We start from the raw sequence: 19,254 nt of genomic DNA on the forward strand, positions 1-19,254 counted from the left end.
AACTGATAACTGATAACTGATAACTGATAACTGATAACTGATAACTGATAACTGATAACTGTTAATAAGGTCGGACTAAATAACTCGTCCAGACAGGTTCTTCGTCAGAATTAAGAATCTCTCGTTTCAACCACCGCCATGTTTTACCTTCCTTTTGACGCTGTAAGAAAATATCAAAAAGATTATCTTTTTGCGTGACTTCTTGATTGGGAAGATCGATTTCTAGATTATAAGTTCCGGTGATATGATAAGTTGCTAAATGCGCCATATAAAGCGGCTCGATCGCTTTAATAGAAATCCCAGAAATTTTCAGATCGGGATTGGAGGCTTTGAGATTTTCGCTGAGTATTTCTTGAGATTGGCGCACTTGCAAGGCGATCGCTTTTTTTACCCATTCTCCGGTTGGTGCGAGACTCAAGGGCGGTTTTCCGCCACTACACCCCATCAACAACAAAATTAAGACAATACTAAGTATTCCTTGCAACCATCGTCTCACACTCATTTTTCTTCCCTCCACAAACAGATCGAAATCTTTAAATATCTTAACATGCAGAACAAGAAGATTATCTTGAGGTGAAGGTTAACTTACTGCCCGATCGCTTGCAGCAATTTAGCGCGTTCTGCATTCGCAACCCCTACACTAGCCGGAAAATAACCGACCCTGCCGATCTCTTCATTAACATGAGTCAAAAAGTAGTTGAGAAAAGCAGCAACTTGAGGCTTTGCTTGTATAATTTTGGCATCAGAATAAATGTATAGAGGACGAGATAGAGAATAAGAGCCATTCTCTACCGTAGTTTGACTGGGGGAAACCCCATTAATGGCAACACTTTTTAAACGATTGGCATCGTTTTGATAATAAGCATAACCAAAAAAGCCAATCCCATAGGGACTCGTTTCAACTCCTACTAGCAAGGCCTCATCCTCTGGACTTGTTTGAATATTGGGAGCATTAATCAATGCTTCTTTATCTTGGTCAAGTTCTTCCGCAAAAAAATCTAAAGTTCCTGAATTGATATCGGGGATAAAACGCAAAATAATTTCATCCGGCCAGTTGGGATTAATATCCGACCACTTTTCGGCAGTAAAAATAGTGCGTAATTCTGCTTTTGTTGCATTGTTTAAAAATTTATTTTCAGGATGTACGACAACAGCTAACGCATCAACCCCAACGCGAAATGAAATCGGTTGGCGATCGATATTTTGACATTGAGCAATTTCTGTTCCTTTAATGGGACGACTCGCATTAGAAATATCCGCTTCTCCAGTCTGACAAAAGAGTCGAAAACCCGCACCAGAACCAATGCTGCTCAGTTTAATTGTTCCCTTGTAACCATCTTCAACAAAACGTTCGTATATGGCTTGAGAGAGGGGAAATACTGTCGAACTTCCCGCAATATTCATATCTCCTTCAACGGCTAAAGGATCGATCTCTGGAAGTCTGGTCAGTTGAGAGCGAGTTTTCTCGGGAGTTGCTTCTTTGAGAGATGAAAAATCTGGTAGAGAATCGACCATTTTGGGTTCCACAAACATGGCATCAATTAATTGATATCGCTTTTTTCGTTCGTTTTGTGCGATGCTATCATCACAAGCAACTAAGGCAAGAGCGATAACAATTAAAGCGATCGTTTTGTATCGAGACATCATCTTGATTATAGGTTGTTAATTGGAGAACTTTCCGTTATTCCGTTGCAGAGATTGTGCATTGGTTGAATGGACGTTTTGCATGAGTGCTAAGGCTTTTTTACGTTCCTTAATCAGCATGTTCATTTCCGAAGCAAATTTTCCATTTTCTTCAATTAGTTGAGTAATAATATCGCATTCGATTGTAATTGTGTTTAAATCTTCTAGAACGATTCCGGAAACGGGACTCATTTCTCCCGGAAATAATGCCATTTCCCCAAAAAACTCTCCCTTTGACATTGTTTGTACTTGGTGCTTATAACCTTGTAAATCTTCCATATAAAGTTTTACTGACCCTTTGCGAATAATATACAACCCTCGATCTTCTTTCCCTGCTTCTACCACTTTTTCGCCAATGCCATAGACTTCTACGATCGCATTTTTAGCGAGGGTTTCGATCGCTGCATTATCCAAAGAAATAAAATAAGGCAAAGAACGCAAATATTTTTGTAATTCTTGCCAAGAACTATCGGGTTTGACCGGTTCTCCTTGAATTTCATAGTGAATGGCATGAGGCAAGGGAATCGTTAAACCATAACGCCTTGTAATATAATAAATGCGCGTTAATAAATCCCCCATAATTTTGTCAGCGATCGGGTAATTATCAATCGTAAACTCTGCCTCATACTCGATATAAAATTCGCTATAGGTGGAAATATGGACTTCAGGAGCAGGATGGGGAAGAATATTATTGGTTGATAATGCCGCTTCTTTAATCGCACTTTGGACGCGGTTGGGGGGATCGTCATAGGAAAAGCGAACTTTAACGCGTTCGATATGATAGGGTTCTCCCAAAGAATAGTTATTGAGGGTTTCCTGACCCAAGACCCCGTTGGGAATGATAATGGTATCCTTTTCACGCGTTTGCAAGCGTACCGCCCGCCAGTTCATTTCCAGCACTTCTCCTTCAATGTCTCCCACTCGCAACCAGTCACCGACGCGAAAAGGACTCTCAAAAACGAGGAGAAAGCCGGAAACGAGGTTACTTAAAGTATCTTGTAGGGCCAGGGCGATCACCACAGAACCAACCCCTAAAGCCGTGGCAATTTGACTGAGATCCACCTGCCAAATATTCGAGGCGACATAGGCGGACATTGAAAGCATCACGGCAATACGAGCGGCCTGAAAGAATAAACCCGGGACGAGAATTTGCCACGGATAGCTTTTCCCGGCCTTACTTTTTGCACGAGTTGTTAAGATAGAACTCAACAACGTTAAAACCGTAGATGTAACTGCGACCCAAAGCCCTGTTTCTAAGACTTGCAAAAAATGTTGCGTGGTTAATTCAAGGGGAATACTGGGGGTTTCTACCCCTAAAAACTGCCGGGATACGAGGTAAATTGCCGTTAATGGCAGCACCCAACGACGCAGGTTATGAAAGACTTTATTGAGGGGATTTCCGGTGCGAGAGAGGCGATCGCTCGCTTCTCCGAGGACGATCGCGACTAAGGGAAATCCTAAAATTAAAGTTAATGCCCAAATAATTAATGAATTGTTCATTTTGTGGGTGATTGGTGATTGGTGATTAGTTATTTTTTCTTGTTGCCAAAAGGAGAAATCTTACGCCAAAATCCTTCTGGTTTTTCTTCTTGCTCTAAATCTAAAAGAAAATCTCTGGATTTTTGCGAGGAATATCGAGCTAGTTTCACTTCTTTTTCTCGATCCATCGCCCGATCGCTATCCTGAGAATCGGTGACTTTGCCATTAGAACGGCTAACGGTTTTCTCCGCCACAGCAACATCAATAGTTTCCGCACTATCGGTTCGCAAATAACCGCTTTCCGACTCGTCGCTACTTAAGCCTTTCCCTTGATAAAACCATGTATTGAATTTTCTTCGTCCCTCAATTTCGATCGCGTCATCGGCTTGAAAAGTATAAAATTCTTTTAAGCGATCGTACACGTCTTGACTAACGAGGACGGTATTCAATTTAGCATTCAGATTTAAACTATTGGCAATATTAACCGTTTCTCCCCAGAGTTCGTACATGAATTTTTTCGAGCCAATAATTCCCGCCATCACCGAACCGACGTGAATTCCAGCTTTGAGTCCCAGTCTTGTTTGATATTTATTGTTAAAGTTATGAACAATTTTCATAATCTCGACGACAAAATCCATCATCGTTTTGGTGTGATCCAAGCGAGGCTTGGTAATTCCCGCAACAGCAAGATAGCGATCGCCAATGATTTTTAATTTCTCAACATCATATTTTTCGGCCTGTTCGTCAAAGGCATTAATTAACTCATTGAGCAAAGCGGCAGCTTCTTCAACATCCCGTTGTTCGGAAAGATCGGTAAATCCTGTCGCTGTTGCAAATAATACCGTAGCTTGTTGAACTTCATCGGCGATACCTTGTTCCCCTTGTTTCATCCGTTCGGCAATAGGACTGGGCAAAATATTCAGCAAGAGTTCTTCTTTTTCTTGATTGCTTGTTTCAAGGGCTTCGGTTTGTCGGCGCAGATTTTTCACCATTTCATTAAAGGTCTCTGCGAGTAAATTAAATTCATCTTGGGTCGCTAATTTTACTTCCACATCTAAGCGACCTTGACCGACTTGGCGAGAGCCTTCAACCAAAATATTAATGGGTTTCACAAAGTTTTGCGCCGCTCGAGCTGCCAGCCACGTCACGACAAGACTGAGAATCACTGTGGACAGGAGCATAACATTTTGTAAGGCACGCACGGGTTGATAGGCTTCAGCGCGGTCTTTTTCCGCCAAAATCGCCCAGTTGAGTCCTTGGATATCGAGGGGAGCATAGGAGCTCAACACGGGAACATCCCGATAATCTAAAATGATCTTTGTGCCTTCTTCTCCTGCAATACTCGCCCGAGAGGCTTCGGTATCTACAGGTTGCAGGAGGATGGAGCTTTGAAAACGATCGATCCGGCCGATGATACTATCGGGGGTTCCTGCATCTCGTAAGGCTTTTTCGTAGCCGTCAAAGTCTTCAAGGAGGAAGCGAGAGAGGGAACGCATGGTTGAGTCGGAACCGACGAGATAGGTTTCTCCGCTTTTTCCCAATCCTTCTTTTTCCCATTCTTGCCCGTTGGTCATGACGCGATTAATTTCATCGACGGGAAGTTGTATCGCTAAAATCCCGATGAGGTGGGAACCGTTATAAATGGGAGCGGCGATAAAGGCGGCCGGAGCCATGTAGGAGGGGCGATAGGGTTGAAAATCGACAATTTGCACTTCCCCGCGATCGGGGTTGTTCCGCACGGCTTTGACAATTTTGGCTAAGTTGCTTTGACGGTAAGGACCGCGATCGATGTTGGTGGCATAATCGGTTTCTTTATAAACGGAATAAACAATATCTCCGGTTTTGTGGTTGATGAGAAATAAATCGTAGTAACCAAACTTTTTAATAAGATTGCGAAAAATAGGATGATATTTCTCGTGGTATTTACTGTATTCGCTTCCATCTTCGGCGCGATCGAGGATATCTTTTTCGCCGACGGGATTGGGATTGTTGGCGATATATTGATATTGCAGGTATTGGGCAGCTTGGTTTCTGGGGGCATAATTCGCCCAATGGGGCGTTCCTTCAATGTTTTGGGAGAGTTGAGGAAAGAATTCTTTGGCGTAATGTTGGGAGATCGCTTCGTTCCATTCGCTGGAGATATATTCGGGTTGAACGTCGCGAAATCCGCGATTGAATTCTGCCATTGCTGAAATGACCATGCGATCTTCGGCAAGGGTTTCTATATGGTTGTATAAGGTTTGAAATAAAAATTCGATTTGGCGGGCTTTGGACGATCGCAGGCTGGTGAGTTGATCGAAGATTGCGTCGGTTAGATGCGCTCTCGCTCGGTTCCAACTCAATAGACTAATCACGAGGATAGATCCCAAGCTCGCGGCTAAAAGGATGAGGGAGAGTTTAGATTTTATCGTTAAGCGGTTAAACTGTAACATCGATTGATATAGCGATCGCTATCTCGGTATTTTTTCTGAACTTATTATAAGCGCCCTTCTCATTTCAAGGTTAGTTAAGGAGGCTTTTAGGATGAGCGATCGTCTTCTCTTTGCCTTATCTTCTCAATTCCAATTCTTGGACGAGCAATTGTGAATTTTCTCGATCGATTTTCAGGGTTTTTCACAATTGAGTAGAAATTGTAAAAATTGATGTTTTCGTGTAATTAAAACGCGGGCAAAATAAAAAAAGAGAGGTAGAAACCTCTCTTCTCAATCTCTCAAATTTATAAACGAATTCAAATTTTTTGCTGGAAGTGCGATCGCAAAATTCACGATCGCATCTCAGATTAACCGCCAGTATGTCTGACACCACGATAGGTCAGTTGGTTGGCATGTTTGACGCGAGCTTGCTTATTGTGCCAAGTGACGTTGGCTCCGCGATATTTCCCTTCTACGGCGACATCGGTAGCGGGAACGGTGCGCTCGTGAGCAGTGTAACTATGTCCGCGATAAAAAAGTTTCATGGCTTTCGCCTCCTTTCTAAAATCCTTAGATTTGTGTTTAGATTTGAGGCGCGTTCCTTCGGGTTATTTCCCTACTTCCGTCTCGGTTCTCTGAAACTGAGATGAACGATTTATTTTATTTCTGTATAAATCATTACATTTTCTCTTTTTGTTGTCAATAGGGAAAAGCAACATTATTACTTTTCCCGCTTGCTTTGCTTTTTTCGCGAGGCGATCGCCAATTATGCGAGGGAAATGGCGTGAACCCAGTCTTGATAGTCGCGATCGCGATTTTCGGTAATCGCGGTGAGTTTGTCTTTTAATTGGGCGGTAATCGGCTTTTCTCGGGGTAATTCGTAGTTCTCGATGCGCTTGACAGGGGTGATTTTCGCCGCCGTTCCGCTTAAGAAAACTTCATCGGCGATGAGGAGTTCGGACTTATCGATCGCTCGTTCCACTACGGAAATGCCCATCTCTTTCGCCAACGTTAAAATACTATCGCGGGTAATCCCTTCCAAGATATCTTGCTCGAATCCGGGGGTAATTAATTGTCCATTGCGAATGATAAAAATATTCATCCCCGAGGCTTCACAAACTTTCCCTTGAGAATTCATTAAAATTGCTTCATCAAAACCCGATTCAACGGCTTCAGTTTTTGCCAAAGAAGAGGTAATATAGGCCGCGCTAATTTTACCTCGGAGGGGAAAAGAGCGGTCTTCTTGGCGATACCAAGAGCTAATGCGACAGGTTACGCCATCGGGGGATAAATAATCCCCTAGTGCCAAACCATAGACAAAAAAGTTCTTTTCAATCTTATGCAGTCGCGGCGCAATTCCCAATCCCGAAGTATAAATAAAAGGACGAATATAACAAGAAACCGTCGGTTTATTTTGTTGAATAAATTCAACAATAATATGTTTGATTTTATCGGCGGGTAAGTCGTAGTGTAAAAACCTAGCACTCTGAGAGAGGCGTTGACAGTGGCGATCTAAGCGAAAGAGCAAGATGCGATCGCGATCGCTCGGATCGGGGATGGCTCGCATCCCGGCAAAAGCACCCGTTCCATAATGCAGAGCGTGAGTAGCAATGGAAATATTAGCTTCTGCAAAAGGAATGAATTTGTTTTCAAAGTAAGCAATGGGGAGGAAGTCGTGCATCGTTACCTATGGCAAGCATGAGAAAGGGGTTTGATAACTATAAGCGAGTTTTATGGTTTCGTCAAATTTGCGATATCCGTTGCTTGATAAGTGGTTTAGCCCTGCGATCGCCTGCAATATTTCTTTATCCGAGACTCGCGAATAATTAGATTTTCTAAACTATGCAATTTTCTGGGATTATTCCGGAAACAAGGGGGAATTCTAAAGATATAGTAATAAATTGTTCATCTACATCGCCGCTCGAGTTTTCAGGGTAGCAAGACAGTGCGATTTTCAGGGTAGCAACGAATCACGCGGCGCGATCGCAACCTTATCTCTTTTTGGTGCTGAGGTTGCGAAGTTCGAGACTGCAAAAAATTAATCCCTTCAAGACTTCTACCTATGAATAAAACTCTCGGTCTTCTCGTCAGTTTGACGCTGTTTATGGTGTCTTCTTCTCCCGATGCGATCGCGCTCAAACCCGTGAAGAAAATCGGTGAAACCCTCAACGGAGAAAGCATTTCCGTTTTGCGTACCGAGGAAGGAATGGCCTCTTGGTACGGCCCCGGTTTTCATGGCAATCGCTGTGCGAATGGTGAAATCTACAATCAATATGGACTCAGTGCAGCACACCGCACTCTTCCTTTTGGCACGCAAGTTCGAGTGACCAATCTTAATAATAATCGTTCTGTAATCGTGCGTATCAACGATCGCGGACCCTTCATCCGAGGGCGAATTATCGATCTATCTAAAGGTGCAGCACAAGAAGTGGGTATGATTTCCTCGGGGGTTGCTCCCGTGAAGGTGGAAATACTCGCGCGATAGGTAATTCCTTGTTGTTAGGGGTGCATCGATAACGCTCTCGTTATTTTTTTCATGGTTGTTAATCAGATTGGAAAATTTCTGCCGTTATTACAGCAGAGGCTCTGCTGGATTTCCTTATTGTTTTCGTTTGGCAAAATATTGCCAAACATCGTAAATATCAAACGCGAGAGAAACGCTAATCAAACCAATAAAAAGGAGTAAGTAAATTTGCAATAAACCCGCAGTTCCGAAGATTTGGGTCAAGATATAAATTAACAAAGGAATCCAGAGAATATGACCCAAGCCGAGAATTTTTTCCCAGCCAAATCGCGAATATAATGTCATCATTAATATTGCGGACACCATAAAAGTTAGAAAAATTATTTTGGCGATCGGTTCGCTCCAAAAGGCAAGACTGGCAAAGTTAACCAACATGAGTGCAAACAACCAAATCTTTACCCAGTTGGGCTGTTTCAGCAAATCGATAAAAAAGTTAAAAGGATTTCTCATTTTGTTGAATTCGTGACGTAAATGACGGTTGGAGTGCGATGAACAATACCAGACCTGAATGCTAAGTCTTGAGGATAGCGAAACTTTTATCAATTCTTGCCTCAATCTTTCCCTTTGCTAAAGATTCTCCTCTAGGATAGATTAAAGATTCCCCATATCAATCCCATCGAACCATGACCCTTTCTTCCTTGAGCCAAGCTGTCCCCATCGAACAAATTAAATTTAACGATCGCGGTCTCGTCCCTGCGATCGCCCAAGATTATCTCGATGGTACCGTTTTAATGATGGCATGGATGAATCGGGAATCTTTGCAAAAAACTCTTGAAACGGGTGAGGTGTGGTATTGGAGTCGATCGCGTCAAGAACTTTGGCACAAGGGTGCAACTTCGGGGCATCTCCAAAAAGTCAAATCCCTGCGTTATGATTGCGATAGCGATGCTCTCCTCGTCACCATCGAACAAGTTGGCGATATTGCCTGTCATACGGGGGAAAGAAGCTGTTTCCATCAAGTCGAAGGGAGCAAGCAAGCGCCTCCTGCGGATACTCTCTCGGGATTGTACGGTACGATTCGCGATCGCCGCGATAAACCGACGGAAACTTCCTATACTTGCAAACTTTTTGCGGGGGGTGATAATAAAATTCTCAAAAAGATCGGGGAAGAAGCCGCAGAAGTGGTGATGGCCTGTAAAGATGATGATGCTGATGCGATTGCTTCTGAGGTTGCGGATCTGTTGTATCATACTCTCGTGGCAATGGCTCACCATCAGGTCGATATCCGCGCTGTTTATCGCAAACTGGATGAAAGAAGAAGGTAATTCAGTCACCAGTCACCAGTCACCAGTCACCAGTCACCAGTTATGATTTAGCGCGATCGCTTTCTTCGAGTAGTTGCCACAACCAGCGAGATAATTTGGGATAACCATTGGCGATCGTGTCGAATAACCAGAGTGATGTGAAGAGGATTGATAGGGTTAAGATATCCATTAGGGCGAACTCCAACTTTCTTTATCCGTTCATACTTCTATTTTAATATTGACCGACCGGTCGGTCAAGTAGTAAAGGTGTTCAATTTGCGATCGTAACGATGGGTAGAACTTTGATTTCCTTAAAGATCCTAAAAAAAATCGTCAGTTGAGAAAAAATACTCCTAGCATTGCGGTGTAAGTTCCTCGAAGTCGCTTAGATAAGCGATCGCGCTCTTAACAAATTTAAACAATTCTACTTTAAATCAATGAATCCATCCTCGAGCAATCCCAAAGAACGCTTTAAGTATTATGGTACCCCCGGTAAGGATTTTCCTCGCTTTGATGTGGATAGTCCTTTACCCGAAGAAGTCGAACCTACCCCCAGATATGAGGCTCACGTCGGCTTGCAAGTTTTCCCGACCTTACCCCTTATTCCCGTCTTAGGTTGGGCATTTTCAGGACTCACTAAAAAACTAGGTTTTCGCAGTATGGCGGGTCCTTCCTTACAAACATGGATGCCAGCTAACTTAAGTCGTCTACACCCGGATAAATTCAGCGATGAATATTTTGTAGAACGGCGTTTAAATGGCTTTAATCCGGGAAAATTAAACCGCGTGGAAGGTAAAGAATGGCAATATGCTGTCAATTATAAAACCGGACGCTATAAAGCCGAACCCGGAGGACTCCTACCGGAATATAGCGAGGCGCGTTTTGTCTTGCGCGATCGCACCCTACAGGTTCACTCCATCGAGTATCGCTTGAAAAATCAAGTGATTACCTGTTTCCCCACAGATGGCCAATACTGGGAAGATGCCAAATATTATTTTCGCAGTGCCGAATATGTCTTTCAGGAGATTCAATCTCACTTAGGAAGAACTCATATGAATATGGATCAATATGCAATGGCATTCTATCGCAATGTCAGCCAAAGTCCAATTCGCAAGTTATTATGGCCTCACTTTGAAGGCTTGATGAGTATCGACAAAAAAGGAGCCGCCCTCATTATCGGAGATACAGGCTTTATTCCGGAAGCCTCAGCCTTAGATGCAGCTAGCGTTGACGGGGTTCTCGTCGAAGAAATCGCCATTTTGAGTTATCATTGGTCGCCGGAAAAACACGTACTTCCAGATCCTATTGATAATAATCACTTCGATCGCGCAGCTTTGGCAATGTGGGAACTGTTGAAAAAATATGTCGCCGAATTTTTTGCCAATAATCAAAACAACATTCAAATTTATTGGTCGGAAATTGAAGGAATGTCCGCAGACTTGGTGAAACATTCCATTCTTAAGCCAGAATATGGCACTCTCGAGATTAAGAATCAAGAAGATTTGCAACAACTTTGCGTTTATATTCTCTATCATTGTATTTTCTTTCATTCTTGGGTGAATAACAAACAATATGAAGATGGGGGCGATATTGAATATGCCGCGATCGGACTCTGGGATAAAGACGATCCCAATTATGACCCTAAAAAAGTCAAGGAAAAAAACGATGCACAAGTTAAACTCATGTGGACTTTAGCCAATGTGCGTTATAACCCCGCCATTGAATTTGCTCCCCTTCCCTTGAAAAAACTCCTTTGGGAATATCGCGATCGCATTGAACCGGGAATTCCGTTGGGATGGCTCATGATGAGCATCAATATTTAAGGACAAAGCGCAAATGTTTTTTAATTATGGAGATTGCGATCGATGAAAAAAATTTGGGAGATTATTCTCTTCTTTTTCTACTTAATTGTCCTCGGATTTCTGTTTATTTTGGCAGCTTTCAAAAAGAAAGGACGCGCAACTCATAAATACGGAGTCGGAGGTGCAGGCACCCTAAAAGTCGTCGATCGCTCAGAATTTCCCGAACATGAGTTTTGGCAAGCTGGAAAAGAGTTTCCCCTGCGACTCCGACACGGTACGGTAACATTTGAAGACGATGCCGCGATGGATATTCGCAGTGCTTCTCTCAAACTTAGCGATCGCGAAGAAGAAAGCCCTCTCGATATCATTATGAATACGGGACCGCGAACTTTTCGTAATATGACAGACTTCTGGAATTTTACTTTAGCATCGATCAAAGGTAAAGGAGAGGATGAACCCGTCAGTTCCAAAGGACTCGAGGCTTATTGTCAAAGCGATCCCGAATTTAAAGAGATTTTAGCCGAAACCATGCGACGCGCCCCAGAGTCTTTTAGTCAGATATATTATGACTCAAAGTTAGTCAACTATTTCAAAGCCAAGGATGGGAAACTTCGCTATGTTAAATATCGTTTGATTCCGGGCGATCGCGGCGTAGATTCTGGCTATATATCGGGGGAAGATTGGGAAAAACCTTGGTTACAAAAACGCCGTTCTGATGAGACGAGACCCATTGATTATCTTCGCAAGGAATATGTCGAAAGATTGTCTCGAGAACCCGTCATTTATCATCTCCAATTGCGCTTGCATGAGGATATGGAAGGAGATAAAACCGAGATTTTCACCCAAACTCGAGAATGGAGTGAAGAAACATCCCCTTGGTTGGATTTAGCAACAGTCACAATCGATCGCGCCCTTTCTTTTGAAGAAAACGAGAAGTTGTCTTTTAATATTGGCAGACAACCGGATTCTTTAGGGGCAGTAGAAGGATATTCCGCTAACGATCCTAACTCAGTTAATGCTACGCGCATTCGGGTTTATGGGTTATCGCGATCGGTGCGATATTTTGTCTACAAGGAAAGCGGCGAATTTAAGAATAAATAAGTTTTGCAAGCAAAATCACAGAGGCATAGAGAATCTTTCTCTAAGTCCTCTGTGTTTCTGTTGCCATCAATTTTCTAACCGATGTAATTCGCGTTGTGCCAACCAATAACCCACTCCTAAACCCAATAAACTCGCAATCATATCCAGCCAACTAAAAGTGCGATAGGGGGAAAAAGATTGAATGCACTCTTCAACAATGGTAATGATGCCAAAAATCAAAGCAAATAATGGGATACGATAACCTATTATCTGTAATTTTCTGCCGCGAAGAACGCGATCGCCGAGATAACTTGCCGTCCCATAGAGAATAAAATGACCGAGGAGATCGTGATAGGGAATATAACCCAAATATCCCGGTAAACCATTGGTATAAGCGAAAAAACCAATCATTACCAAAGTTGAACCATATACCAATGCAGCCACTAGCCAACCGAAACTAATGGGAGGTCGTCGTGTTTTCATGTTTAGAAGTCAAAGCAGGTTTGCGTTTTGGTTTAACTGCTGCCTTCAACGTTTCTTGTAGTAATTTCGCAAGCTGAGTCGGGGAATTGGCGACAGAAATTCCAGCGCGATCGCAGGCTGCTAATTTGGCTTCCCCGGTACTCGAGTGAGCAAAAGGAGTCGAACACTGAGCGAGAATGAGCTTGGTTGTATCTTGAGGGAAAGGTGTGACAGGAACATAACGTCCGGCAATATAAGCAAAAACGGGCTTTCGCATATTGTTGGGAATTAAATCGGCAGCTTCCTCGTTGCCCATCATCGCCGATTCGAGTAATGCGATCGCTTTCGTCTTGCGATCTCTGGCCACCATAACCAGCCATTCGCCAAACCCGGATCCGATCGCCTCCCCACTGCCAAGATCGATCGCCATTGATTGACCGATCCCCGCCCGCGTCAACTCCCAAGCCACCTCATCTACTAAACCCATCCCGCGACCGATCAGGGCAATATTACCGGGGGTATAACAACAAGGTTCGCAAATGCCCAAGAGAACCTTACCCGGGACGATCAGCCCCGCACTGCCTCCACCCAAAACCAGAGTATTATTCGATCGCGCTTTACGAAATAAACGCATCATATCCAACGGCGGAATATTATTAGTCACTAAAACGAGGCGATGAATATTCGCCGCCATTGCCTCCAAAGCTGCATCGAGAATGCGGTTGGGAGGAACGAAAATAATTGAAGTATAAATCGCCCCCACTTTTGCGATCGCCTCTTCTACCAACTCGAAAACAGGAATCCCTTCAATCTCATCTCCACCGCGTCCAATGCCAATTCCCGCCACAATATTTGTTCCATACTCCTTCATTTTGGCAACGGCATGAATCGCGATCGGTTCGGCAATTCCCTGTATTAAAACTTTGCGTTCTGGTGTCCAATTGTGCATTTTCAGTTATCAGTGAACAGTTATCAGTGAACAGTTATCAGTGAACAGTTATCAGTTATCAGTGTTCATTGAAAAGATTGCTGTGTTAGCGTTATTCGTCCAGTGTATGGGTAATTGTGAGGCATAAGATTTGATAGTTTGAGAATCGCCACCGCGCAAAGCGACCACAATTTGAGGGGGAGTTTTATAAGATTTTACGCTTTGTTGGGGACGGGGAGAGCGTCGCTGACGGCGGGACTCAATAGCAGTGGGGCGTTTGCTGCGATCGTCTCCTCCCGGTTTTGCTGTGGGAGGCGAAGAAAAGTCCCAGATCGTGGCGATCGCTTCTTCAATAATGCTCATTCTATTTTCTCCCCAGAGGATATCGAGGAAAATAATTTGTAACTCAGACTCCTCTAAAAGCTGTTCTAAGCCGCGTTCGAGGGACTCTTTGAAGTGGGCATCGGAAAAGAATTTACCGTGGGTTCTTGCTCCAATAATCCGACAGGTTCTCGGCTTTTGCTTTTGCTGGTGGAGTAAATCCCAAATTGTCGCTGCGACCCCTTCGCCATCGCAAAGAATGCCGATATTGCCTTGGGGATCGTGCCATGTTAGGGGTCGTCGCGGTACGAGGATCGCTCGATAACTGCCATTATTCCGCAGTTGCGCCAAATCGAAGAGATCGGGATGATAAATTGCAGCGCGATCGTTCACCGTGACTTTGCCATCCAGCGCCATAATCTCCCCATCTTCCGCGATCGCCAAGGGATTAATTTCAATGCTATCTAAATCTTTGACAATAGCCAGTCCATACATTTTCTCGACAATGGCACTAATTTGAGAGACGATCTCCCCTTGCAAACCCATCTGTACTGCCAAACGTCTAGCATAAAATGAGGAAAAATCATCCTCGACTACTACTTTTTGCATTCCCGCTAAGAGGGTATTCACTTCCATTCCTCCACGCTTCGATCCCAATAAAATCGGGCGTTGCAGGCCATAATCAAAAGCCACAGCTAAAAATAATTCCGTTTGGGCCTGATAGCGAGCTTCTGCTAATAGTAATTGGGGGTATTCTCCAGCAATGGGAAGATGAAGAATCGTTTGGGCAGCCGCGATCGCGTCGATTGTATTTTCAACAAAGTGAATGCCTCCAGCTTTTCCGCGTCCTCCCGACCGTACTTGGGACTTTAAAACAACGGGATAAGGAACCTGTAATTGTTTGATCTCTCTGGGTTCGTCAATTAATTGAGAAGGGAGGACGGGAATTCCAACTTCGCGAAATAAGGCTTTGGCTTGATACTCGAGTAAATCCATTCTTGAAAAAATTTTCCGATGACACCCAATTGGGTTTTTGCTGGAATCGCATACACTAACATTACTAGCTTTTCTTAGAGAATTTCATCCCCCCTTGCGGCTACAATCCCAAAAAATCCCACAGAAGCCGAAGGTTCTGTTCACTGTTTACTGTTCACTGTTCACTGAAATGGCGGCTAAAACCTCAGTGCGTCCCCTCGATTTGACTCAACTCGAAACCCAACTCCAACAGCGCTTACAGGCAACCTTGGTTGAGATTTCGCCTTTGCAAGTCAGTTGTTTTCTCAAAAATGATGCCCTGTTAATGGCGATTCAGCATCCGGTTCCGACTCTCACCCATCCCAAACGGGCATTTCGCCTCATGGAAGAGGTGTTTCGGGAGCAAAATTTACAATGGCGCTATCGCGGTTTAATGTGCCTCAAAGTTCAAGGCCGCGATCGCCCCTATGCTTTTGCCCCTTGTACGGAGGAAATCCCTAAAGATGATATCGCCGAACAAGTCAAAGCCAATACCCCCGATGGTATTGCCGAACGTCAGCGCGTTTTTCCTCCCGTCACCAGCAACGCCTCGATACCTGTCACCAGTAGAGAACAAGTTTTGCCAGAAGAAGAATTTGCAGACTATGCAGAGGAGGAAGTCACGCATCCCGATCTCGATTTTGATTTTGCTGAGGTGGATGAGGAAGAAGATCCCGATGCGTGGATGCAGCAAAGTTATACTAAACCGGCTGAACCGTCTCCTTATCTCGAGAAAATTTGGGTTGGGGTTTTGGGGACGGGAATTGTGGTGGCGATCGCGGCGTTTCTCGGCACGTTATACGCCCTCACTCGCCCTTGCGTTTTGGGGTCTTGCGAAACGATGGAGGTGGCGCAAGAATTGGCGAATAACGCCCTCGCGACGCTACAAGACCCTCCCTCCGGTCGCGCAATTTTGCAAGCACAGCAACAAATGCAACAATCGATCGCCCTCTTAGAATCCATTCCCTCTTGGTCGCGGAAACATGGGGAAGCAGAAAATCTATTGGTAGCTTACCAAGGGACGAAAGAGGGGTTAAAGGATCTCATTGCGGCTTTACAAATTGCTTCTCGCGCCGCCGAATTGAGCCAAAATCCCCCTCTCCCTGCGGCTAAATGGAGGGCGGCGAAAGAAACTTGGGAAGAGGCGATCGCAGGATTGGAAAGCATTTCTCCTACCAGTGAATTTTATCGTTTCGCCCGCAAAAAAATTGGCGAATATCGCGTTAATCTCGATATTGTGAGCAAGCGTTGGGAAACGGAACAAAAAGCCCTAGAAAATCTCGAAGCGGCTAAAGAAGCAGCTAAAATTGCTGAGGTGCGTCAGGGAATTGCTCAATCGTTAGAGGATTTACGCTTAGCTTACGCAACATGGCAAACAGCGATCGACCGTCTCGAATCTGTTGCGGAAGGCACGATGTCTTACGATAGCGCCCAAACGGAATTAGCGGCATTTTTACCCAAAGCAAAAGAATCGGAAGATCGTAAAAATCACGAACTTTTTGCGACGGAAGCCTATAATCAGGCCACACAGTTGGCGGAAAAGGCGCGATCGGCTCAACGGCGCAATCGTTGGACGGATGCAGTAAGTGATTGGCAAAGTGCGGTTAATTATATCAAGCAGATTCCCAGTGATGCGTTTAGTTATGGTAAAGCGCAACCTCTTATTAAGCAATATGAAGATTCTCTCACAAGAGCAGAGAACTTTTTACAAGAGAGCATTCAAGTGCGACAAGCTCGCCTCGATCTCGATGAACTTTGCAATGGGGAGATCATTTTTTGCGTTTATTCGATTAACAATTCGACGATTTCCGTGCGTTTGACTCCCAGTTATATCGAACGAATTCAGCAAACTGCGATCGCAGCGCGATCGCAAAATGATATCGACGCACAAGTGGATGTTATGGATCATATTTTTTCCCTCGAACAAGCTTTAGAAAAAATTAGCGACAATGCGGGTATTCCTCTCGAAATCTATACGAGTGAGAATATTCTTGTTAAAAGCCACAAACCACGGTGAATCAGTTATCAGTTATCAGTTATCAATTAGGAACAAATGGACGGATTAGCAATTTCGATTCTGATTTTTGTGGTGAGTTTGGCTGTTTTGATTAAGGCTTCGGATTTTTTTACCGATGCTGCGGAAAAAGTGGGATTGATGGCAGGTTTACCTCATTTTATTATTGGGGTGACAATTGTGGCGATCGGTACTTCTATTCCGGAATTGGTTTCTTCTTTGATTGCAGTGAGTCAAAATTCTTCTGAGATTGTCATCGGTAATGTTATTGGTTCTAATGTTGCGAACATTTTTTTGATTATTGGTATCGCATCTATTATTAGTACGCGGAGTTTACTGATTAATTACGATTTGGTTAGTGTCGATCTGCCTTTGTTTATTGGCTCGGCATTTTTACTCAGTCTCATTGTTTGGGATTTAAAGTTTTCTCTCTATGAAGGGATATTACTAATTATTGGTTATATTTTCTATATTTTTTATGCGATTGAAAATAGTAGAGAAACCAATGGAGAGGATGAGAAAGAGACAAGCGAAGTTAATCAAAAAGATTCTCTCGTTAAAGAAATTTCTATCTTAGCCATTAGCTCTATTTTTATCTTTCTGGGTGCAAATTATACAATTCAATCCATTAGCGATATCTCTGCTACGCTAGGGGTTGGTAAAGAAGTGATTGCGATTAGTGCTGTTGCGATCGGAACATCGTTACCGGAATTATTAGTCACCATTAGTGCAGCGAAAAAAGGAAAGCCAGAGATGGCGGTAGGAAATGTTTTGGGATCGAATATTTTTAACTCTTTTTTGGTGATGGGAATTCCGAGATTATTTGGCGATTTTACGATGCCAGCCGAGGTGATTAAATTAGGAATTCCTGTGATGGTTTGTGCGTCTTTATTGCTTTTCTTTGTCACTCAAGATAAGAAAGTTACGCAATGGGAAGGATGGCTATTTATTATTTTTTATGCTTGGTTCGTGGCGCAGTTTATTGAATTCTTTTGAAACTTATAAATCTTGCTTTAATTGGGTAAAAAAATAGCAGGAGAAATATTAAATAGTTTAGCAAAATTTTCAAGGTGTTGTAGGGTTAGCGATCGCTTTTCTGCAAAAATCTCAGCCGCGATCGCAGGATAAAGAAATGGGAAGTGCGATCACGTGTATACTGAAATAAGAGAGGCTTAGCGAAGAACCTTGGGTTCTCTCGCTATAGTAAGAATTATTGTAGGCTGTATTAAGAATTTTATTTCAACAAAGATAACAAAAGAGGTTGCCAAAATTGTAACCATATAGTATTCTAGAGAATAGCAGTTACTCATTCCCTTAATTTATTATTCAAAAAAAGTGTTCTTAAGTATAATCTAGTCAAAAGCTATGTCTAAGGCCCCCTCAATTGAATCAAGAAATTTAAGTATTTATGGAGTCTTTCAAGATTTTTATACTGTTCCTGACTTTCAACGTGAATATGTTTGGCAACAAGATAATGTTATAAAACTACTTGACGATCTATTTGAAGGATTGGGACTATATGAAGGAGAGATATATCAAGATTTTTCAGAATATTTTCTTGGCTCAATTGTTGTTTGTCCAGATACTACAACAGATGATAAAACAACATTTCAATTAATAGATGGTCAACAAAGACTAACTACTATTTATCTTGTTTTTTGTGCAATAAGAGATTCTATAAAAAAATTAGGAGATCAATCGAGATCAGTAGAGAATCTAATCAAAGGTGTAACACAAGATATACATACGGGAGATGATGTTGATAAGTATCGTTTATCACTTCAATATGATAGTTTTGGTCAAAAAGTTATGGATTGTATTTTAGCTGGGGAAAAAGCAGATCGAGCAACACTTTCATCCTCTCAATCTGCAAAAAATATAGATCGAGCTTGGCGATCTATTCAAACTTTTTTATCTGATAAATTGGAAGAAGATCCAACAAGATTTAAGAAAGTTTATGGAGCAATTACAAATCGAGTTAAAGTAATTAGAATAGAAAGTCCTAATCTTAAAAACGCATTGAAAGTTTTTGAAACTATAAACGAAAGAGGATTAGGTTTAACTCCTGTTGATTTGTTGAAAAATTATTTGTTTATACATACAGCTAGAGATACTGAACGAGAAAAACATTGGATGGTTTTGACTAAAAAATGGGAAGAATTATTAAAGAATATATACCAGAGCGACCAGAAACCTCTACAATTTTTACGTTATTATCTTTTATCTCATTATAAAGTTGGGGTCTACCGAACTTAGTATGTAAAACTAAGTTGAGAAAAGGGCATCCAACCC

The 19,254-nt window shown here is 42.8% G+C and carries 17 protein-coding genes, 1 pseudogene and 1 riboswitch; of the genes and pseudogenes, 7 read left to right on the top strand and 11 right to left on the bottom strand.

The window, feature by feature from the left end; genetic code table 11:
- Positions 1–61: 61 nt before the first annotated feature.
- From AC6RV6_RS28660 to AC6RV6_RS28685, 6 genes are all read right to left on the bottom strand, one after another.
- Complete coding sequence (locus AC6RV6_RS28660; RefSeq protein ID WP_500244291.1) at positions 62–502, bottom strand: hypothetical protein; 441 nt, start codon at positions 500–502, stop codon at positions 62–64.
- 83 nt (positions 503–585) lie between these two features.
- Positions 586–1,647, bottom strand: coding sequence for a substrate-binding domain-containing protein (locus tag AC6RV6_RS28665; protein WP_500244292.1), 1,062 nt, complete (start codon positions 1,645–1,647; stop codon positions 586–588).
- A 15-nt stretch (positions 1,648–1,662) separates the two neighbouring features.
- Entirely contained in the window at positions 1,663–3,183 is a 1,521-nt protein-coding gene (locus AC6RV6_RS28670) for a mechanosensitive ion channel domain-containing protein (protein ID WP_500244293.1), read from the bottom strand.
- 29 nt (positions 3,184–3,212) lie between these two features.
- Positions 3,213–5,594: an adenylate/guanylate cyclase domain-containing protein gene (locus tag AC6RV6_RS28675; RefSeq protein ID WP_500244294.1), complete on the bottom strand. Its 2,382-nt coding sequence runs from the start codon at positions 5,592–5,594 to the stop codon at positions 3,213–3,215.
- Between the two features lie 347 nt (positions 5,595–5,941).
- Positions 5,942–6,118, bottom strand: coding sequence for a DUF4278 domain-containing protein (locus AC6RV6_RS28680; protein WP_500244295.1), 177 nt, complete (start codon positions 6,116–6,118; stop codon positions 5,942–5,944).
- A 47-nt stretch (positions 6,119–6,165) separates the two neighbouring features.
- Positions 6,166–6,228: riboswitch (Glutamine riboswitch) on the bottom strand.
- Between the two features lie 111 nt (positions 6,229–6,339).
- The gene (locus AC6RV6_RS28685) at positions 6,340–7,254 is read right to left on the bottom strand and encodes a branched-chain amino acid transaminase (protein ID WP_500244296.1); all 915 of its coding nucleotides are present in this window, start codon (positions 7,252–7,254) and stop codon (positions 6,340–6,342) included.
- 519 nt (positions 7,255–7,773) lie between these two features.
- Here AC6RV6_RS28685 and AC6RV6_RS28690 point away from each other — a divergent pair.
- Positions 7,774–8,058, top strand: a pseudogene (locus AC6RV6_RS28690) (septal ring lytic transglycosylase RlpA family protein); the annotation flags it as partial.
- Between the two features lie 114 nt (positions 8,059–8,172).
- Here AC6RV6_RS28690 and AC6RV6_RS28695 read toward each other — a convergent pair.
- Complete coding sequence (locus AC6RV6_RS28695) at positions 8,173–8,547, bottom strand: hypothetical protein (RefSeq protein ID WP_500244297.1); 375 nt, start codon at positions 8,545–8,547, stop codon at positions 8,173–8,175.
- Positions 8,548–8,720: 173 nt separating this feature from the next.
- On the opposite strand from AC6RV6_RS28695, the gene hisIE reads away from it, so the two are divergent.
- Entirely contained in the window at positions 8,721–9,362 is a 642-nt protein-coding gene (gene hisIE / locus AC6RV6_RS28700; protein WP_500244298.1) for a bifunctional phosphoribosyl-AMP cyclohydrolase/phosphoribosyl-ATP diphosphatase HisIE, read from the top strand.
- Positions 9,363–9,402: 40 nt separating this feature from the next.
- Here the strand turns inward: hisIE and AC6RV6_RS28705 are convergent, their stop codons facing one another.
- On the bottom strand, positions 9,403–9,531 hold the full coding sequence (locus AC6RV6_RS28705) for a hypothetical protein (RefSeq protein ID WP_500244299.1): 129 nt from the start codon (positions 9,529–9,531) through the stop codon (positions 9,403–9,405).
- A 247-nt stretch (positions 9,532–9,778) separates the two neighbouring features.
- Between AC6RV6_RS28705 and AC6RV6_RS28710 the strand changes: the two genes are divergently transcribed.
- A complete protein-coding gene (locus tag AC6RV6_RS28710; RefSeq protein ID WP_500244300.1) occupies positions 9,779–11,164 on the top strand; it encodes a lipoxygenase family protein in 1,386 nt (461 codons plus the stop codon).
- Positions 11,165–11,206: 42 nt separating this feature from the next.
- Entirely contained in the window at positions 11,207–12,244 is a 1,038-nt protein-coding gene (locus AC6RV6_RS28715; protein ID WP_500244301.1) for a catalase, read from the top strand.
- Between the two features lie 66 nt (positions 12,245–12,310).
- Here AC6RV6_RS28715 and AC6RV6_RS28720 read toward each other — a convergent pair whose 3' ends face one another.
- Genes AC6RV6_RS28720 through AC6RV6_RS28730 form a run of 3 tightly spaced genes read right to left on the bottom strand, consistent with a single transcriptional unit; the run spans position 12,311 to position 14,930 of the window.
- The gene (locus tag AC6RV6_RS28720; RefSeq protein WP_500244302.1) at positions 12,311–12,706 is read right to left on the bottom strand and encodes a VanZ family protein; all 396 of its coding nucleotides are present in this window, start codon (positions 12,704–12,706) and stop codon (positions 12,311–12,313) included.
- Positions 12,681–13,634, bottom strand: a complete 954-nt coding sequence (locus AC6RV6_RS28725) for a succinate--CoA ligase subunit alpha (RefSeq protein WP_500244303.1) — start codon at positions 13,632–13,634, stop codon at positions 12,681–12,683. Before AC6RV6_RS28725 ends, AC6RV6_RS28720 begins: the two co-directional genes overlap by 26 nt.
- Positions 13,635–13,685: 51 nt before the next feature.
- Complete coding sequence (locus AC6RV6_RS28730) at positions 13,686–14,930, bottom strand: ATP-grasp domain-containing protein (protein WP_500244304.1); 1,245 nt, start codon at positions 14,928–14,930, stop codon at positions 13,686–13,688.
- Positions 14,931–15,099: 169 nt separating this feature from the next.
- Between AC6RV6_RS28730 and AC6RV6_RS28735 the strand changes: the two genes are divergently transcribed.
- The 3 genes from AC6RV6_RS28735 to AC6RV6_RS28745 all read left to right on the top strand — a co-directional run bounded on the left by AC6RV6_RS28735 (position 15,100) and on the right by AC6RV6_RS28745 (position 19,218).
- On the top strand, positions 15,100–16,965 hold the full coding sequence (locus tag AC6RV6_RS28735) for a hypothetical protein (protein WP_500244305.1): 1,866 nt from the start codon (positions 15,100–15,102) through the stop codon (positions 16,963–16,965).
- A 36-nt stretch (positions 16,966–17,001) separates the two neighbouring features.
- On the top strand, positions 17,002–17,958 hold the full coding sequence (locus AC6RV6_RS28740; protein WP_500244306.1) for a calcium/sodium antiporter: 957 nt from the start codon (positions 17,002–17,004) through the stop codon (positions 17,956–17,958).
- Positions 17,959–18,327: 369 nt separating this feature from the next.
- Positions 18,328–19,218: a DUF262 domain-containing protein gene (locus AC6RV6_RS28745; protein WP_500244307.1), complete on the top strand. Its 891-nt coding sequence runs from the start codon at positions 18,328–18,330 to the stop codon at positions 19,216–19,218.
- Positions 19,219–19,254: the final 36 nt, after the last annotated feature.

Source organism: Spirulina sp. LEGE 11439, assembly GCF_059821285.1.

Coding starts and splice junctions, on each gene's coding strand:
- AC6RV6_RS28740 (WP_500244306.1), top strand. CDS start 17,002: ATGGACGGATTAGCAATTTCGATTCTGATTTTTGTGGTGAGTTTGGCT.
- AC6RV6_RS28695 (WP_500244297.1), bottom strand. CDS start 8,547: ATGAGAAATCCTTTTAACTTTTTTATCGATTTGCTGAAACAGCCCAAC.
- AC6RV6_RS28720 (WP_500244302.1), bottom strand. CDS start 12,706: ATGAAAACACGACGACCTCCCATTAGTTTCGGTTGGCTAGTGGCTGCA.
- AC6RV6_RS28675 (WP_500244294.1), bottom strand. CDS start 5,594: ATGTTACAGTTTAACCGCTTAACGATAAAATCTAAACTCTCCCTCATC.
- AC6RV6_RS28705 (WP_500244299.1), bottom strand. CDS start 9,531: ATGGATATCTTAACCCTATCAATCCTCTTCACATCACTCTGGTTATTC.
- AC6RV6_RS28730 (WP_500244304.1), bottom strand. CDS start 14,930: ATGGATTTACTCGAGTATCAAGCCAAAGCCTTATTTCGCGAAGTTGGA.
- AC6RV6_RS28745 (WP_500244307.1), top strand. CDS start 18,328: ATGTCTAAGGCCCCCTCAATTGAATCAAGAAATTTAAGTATTTATGGA.
- AC6RV6_RS28710 (WP_500244300.1), top strand. CDS start 9,779: ATGAATCCATCCTCGAGCAATCCCAAAGAACGCTTTAAGTATTATGGT.
- AC6RV6_RS28685 (WP_500244296.1), bottom strand. CDS start 7,254: ATGCACGACTTCCTCCCCATTGCTTACTTTGAAAACAAATTCATTCCT.
- AC6RV6_RS28715 (WP_500244301.1), top strand. CDS start 11,207: ATGAAAAAAATTTGGGAGATTATTCTCTTCTTTTTCTACTTAATTGTC.
- AC6RV6_RS28735 (WP_500244305.1), top strand. CDS start 15,100: ATGGCGGCTAAAACCTCAGTGCGTCCCCTCGATTTGACTCAACTCGAA.
- AC6RV6_RS28725 (WP_500244303.1), bottom strand. CDS start 13,634: ATGCACAATTGGACACCAGAACGCAAAGTTTTAATACAGGGAATTGCC.
- hisIE (WP_500244298.1), top strand. CDS start 8,721: ATGACCCTTTCTTCCTTGAGCCAAGCTGTCCCCATCGAACAAATTAAA.
- AC6RV6_RS28680 (WP_500244295.1), bottom strand. CDS start 6,118: ATGAAACTTTTTTATCGCGGACATAGTTACACTGCTCACGAGCGCACC.
- AC6RV6_RS28670 (WP_500244293.1), bottom strand. CDS start 3,183: ATGAACAATTCATTAATTATTTGGGCATTAACTTTAATTTTAGGATTT.
- AC6RV6_RS28660 (WP_500244291.1), bottom strand. CDS start 502: ATGAGTGTGAGACGATGGTTGCAAGGAATACTTAGTATTGTCTTAATT.
- AC6RV6_RS28665 (WP_500244292.1), bottom strand. CDS start 1,647: ATGATGTCTCGATACAAAACGATCGCTTTAATTGTTATCGCTCTTGCC.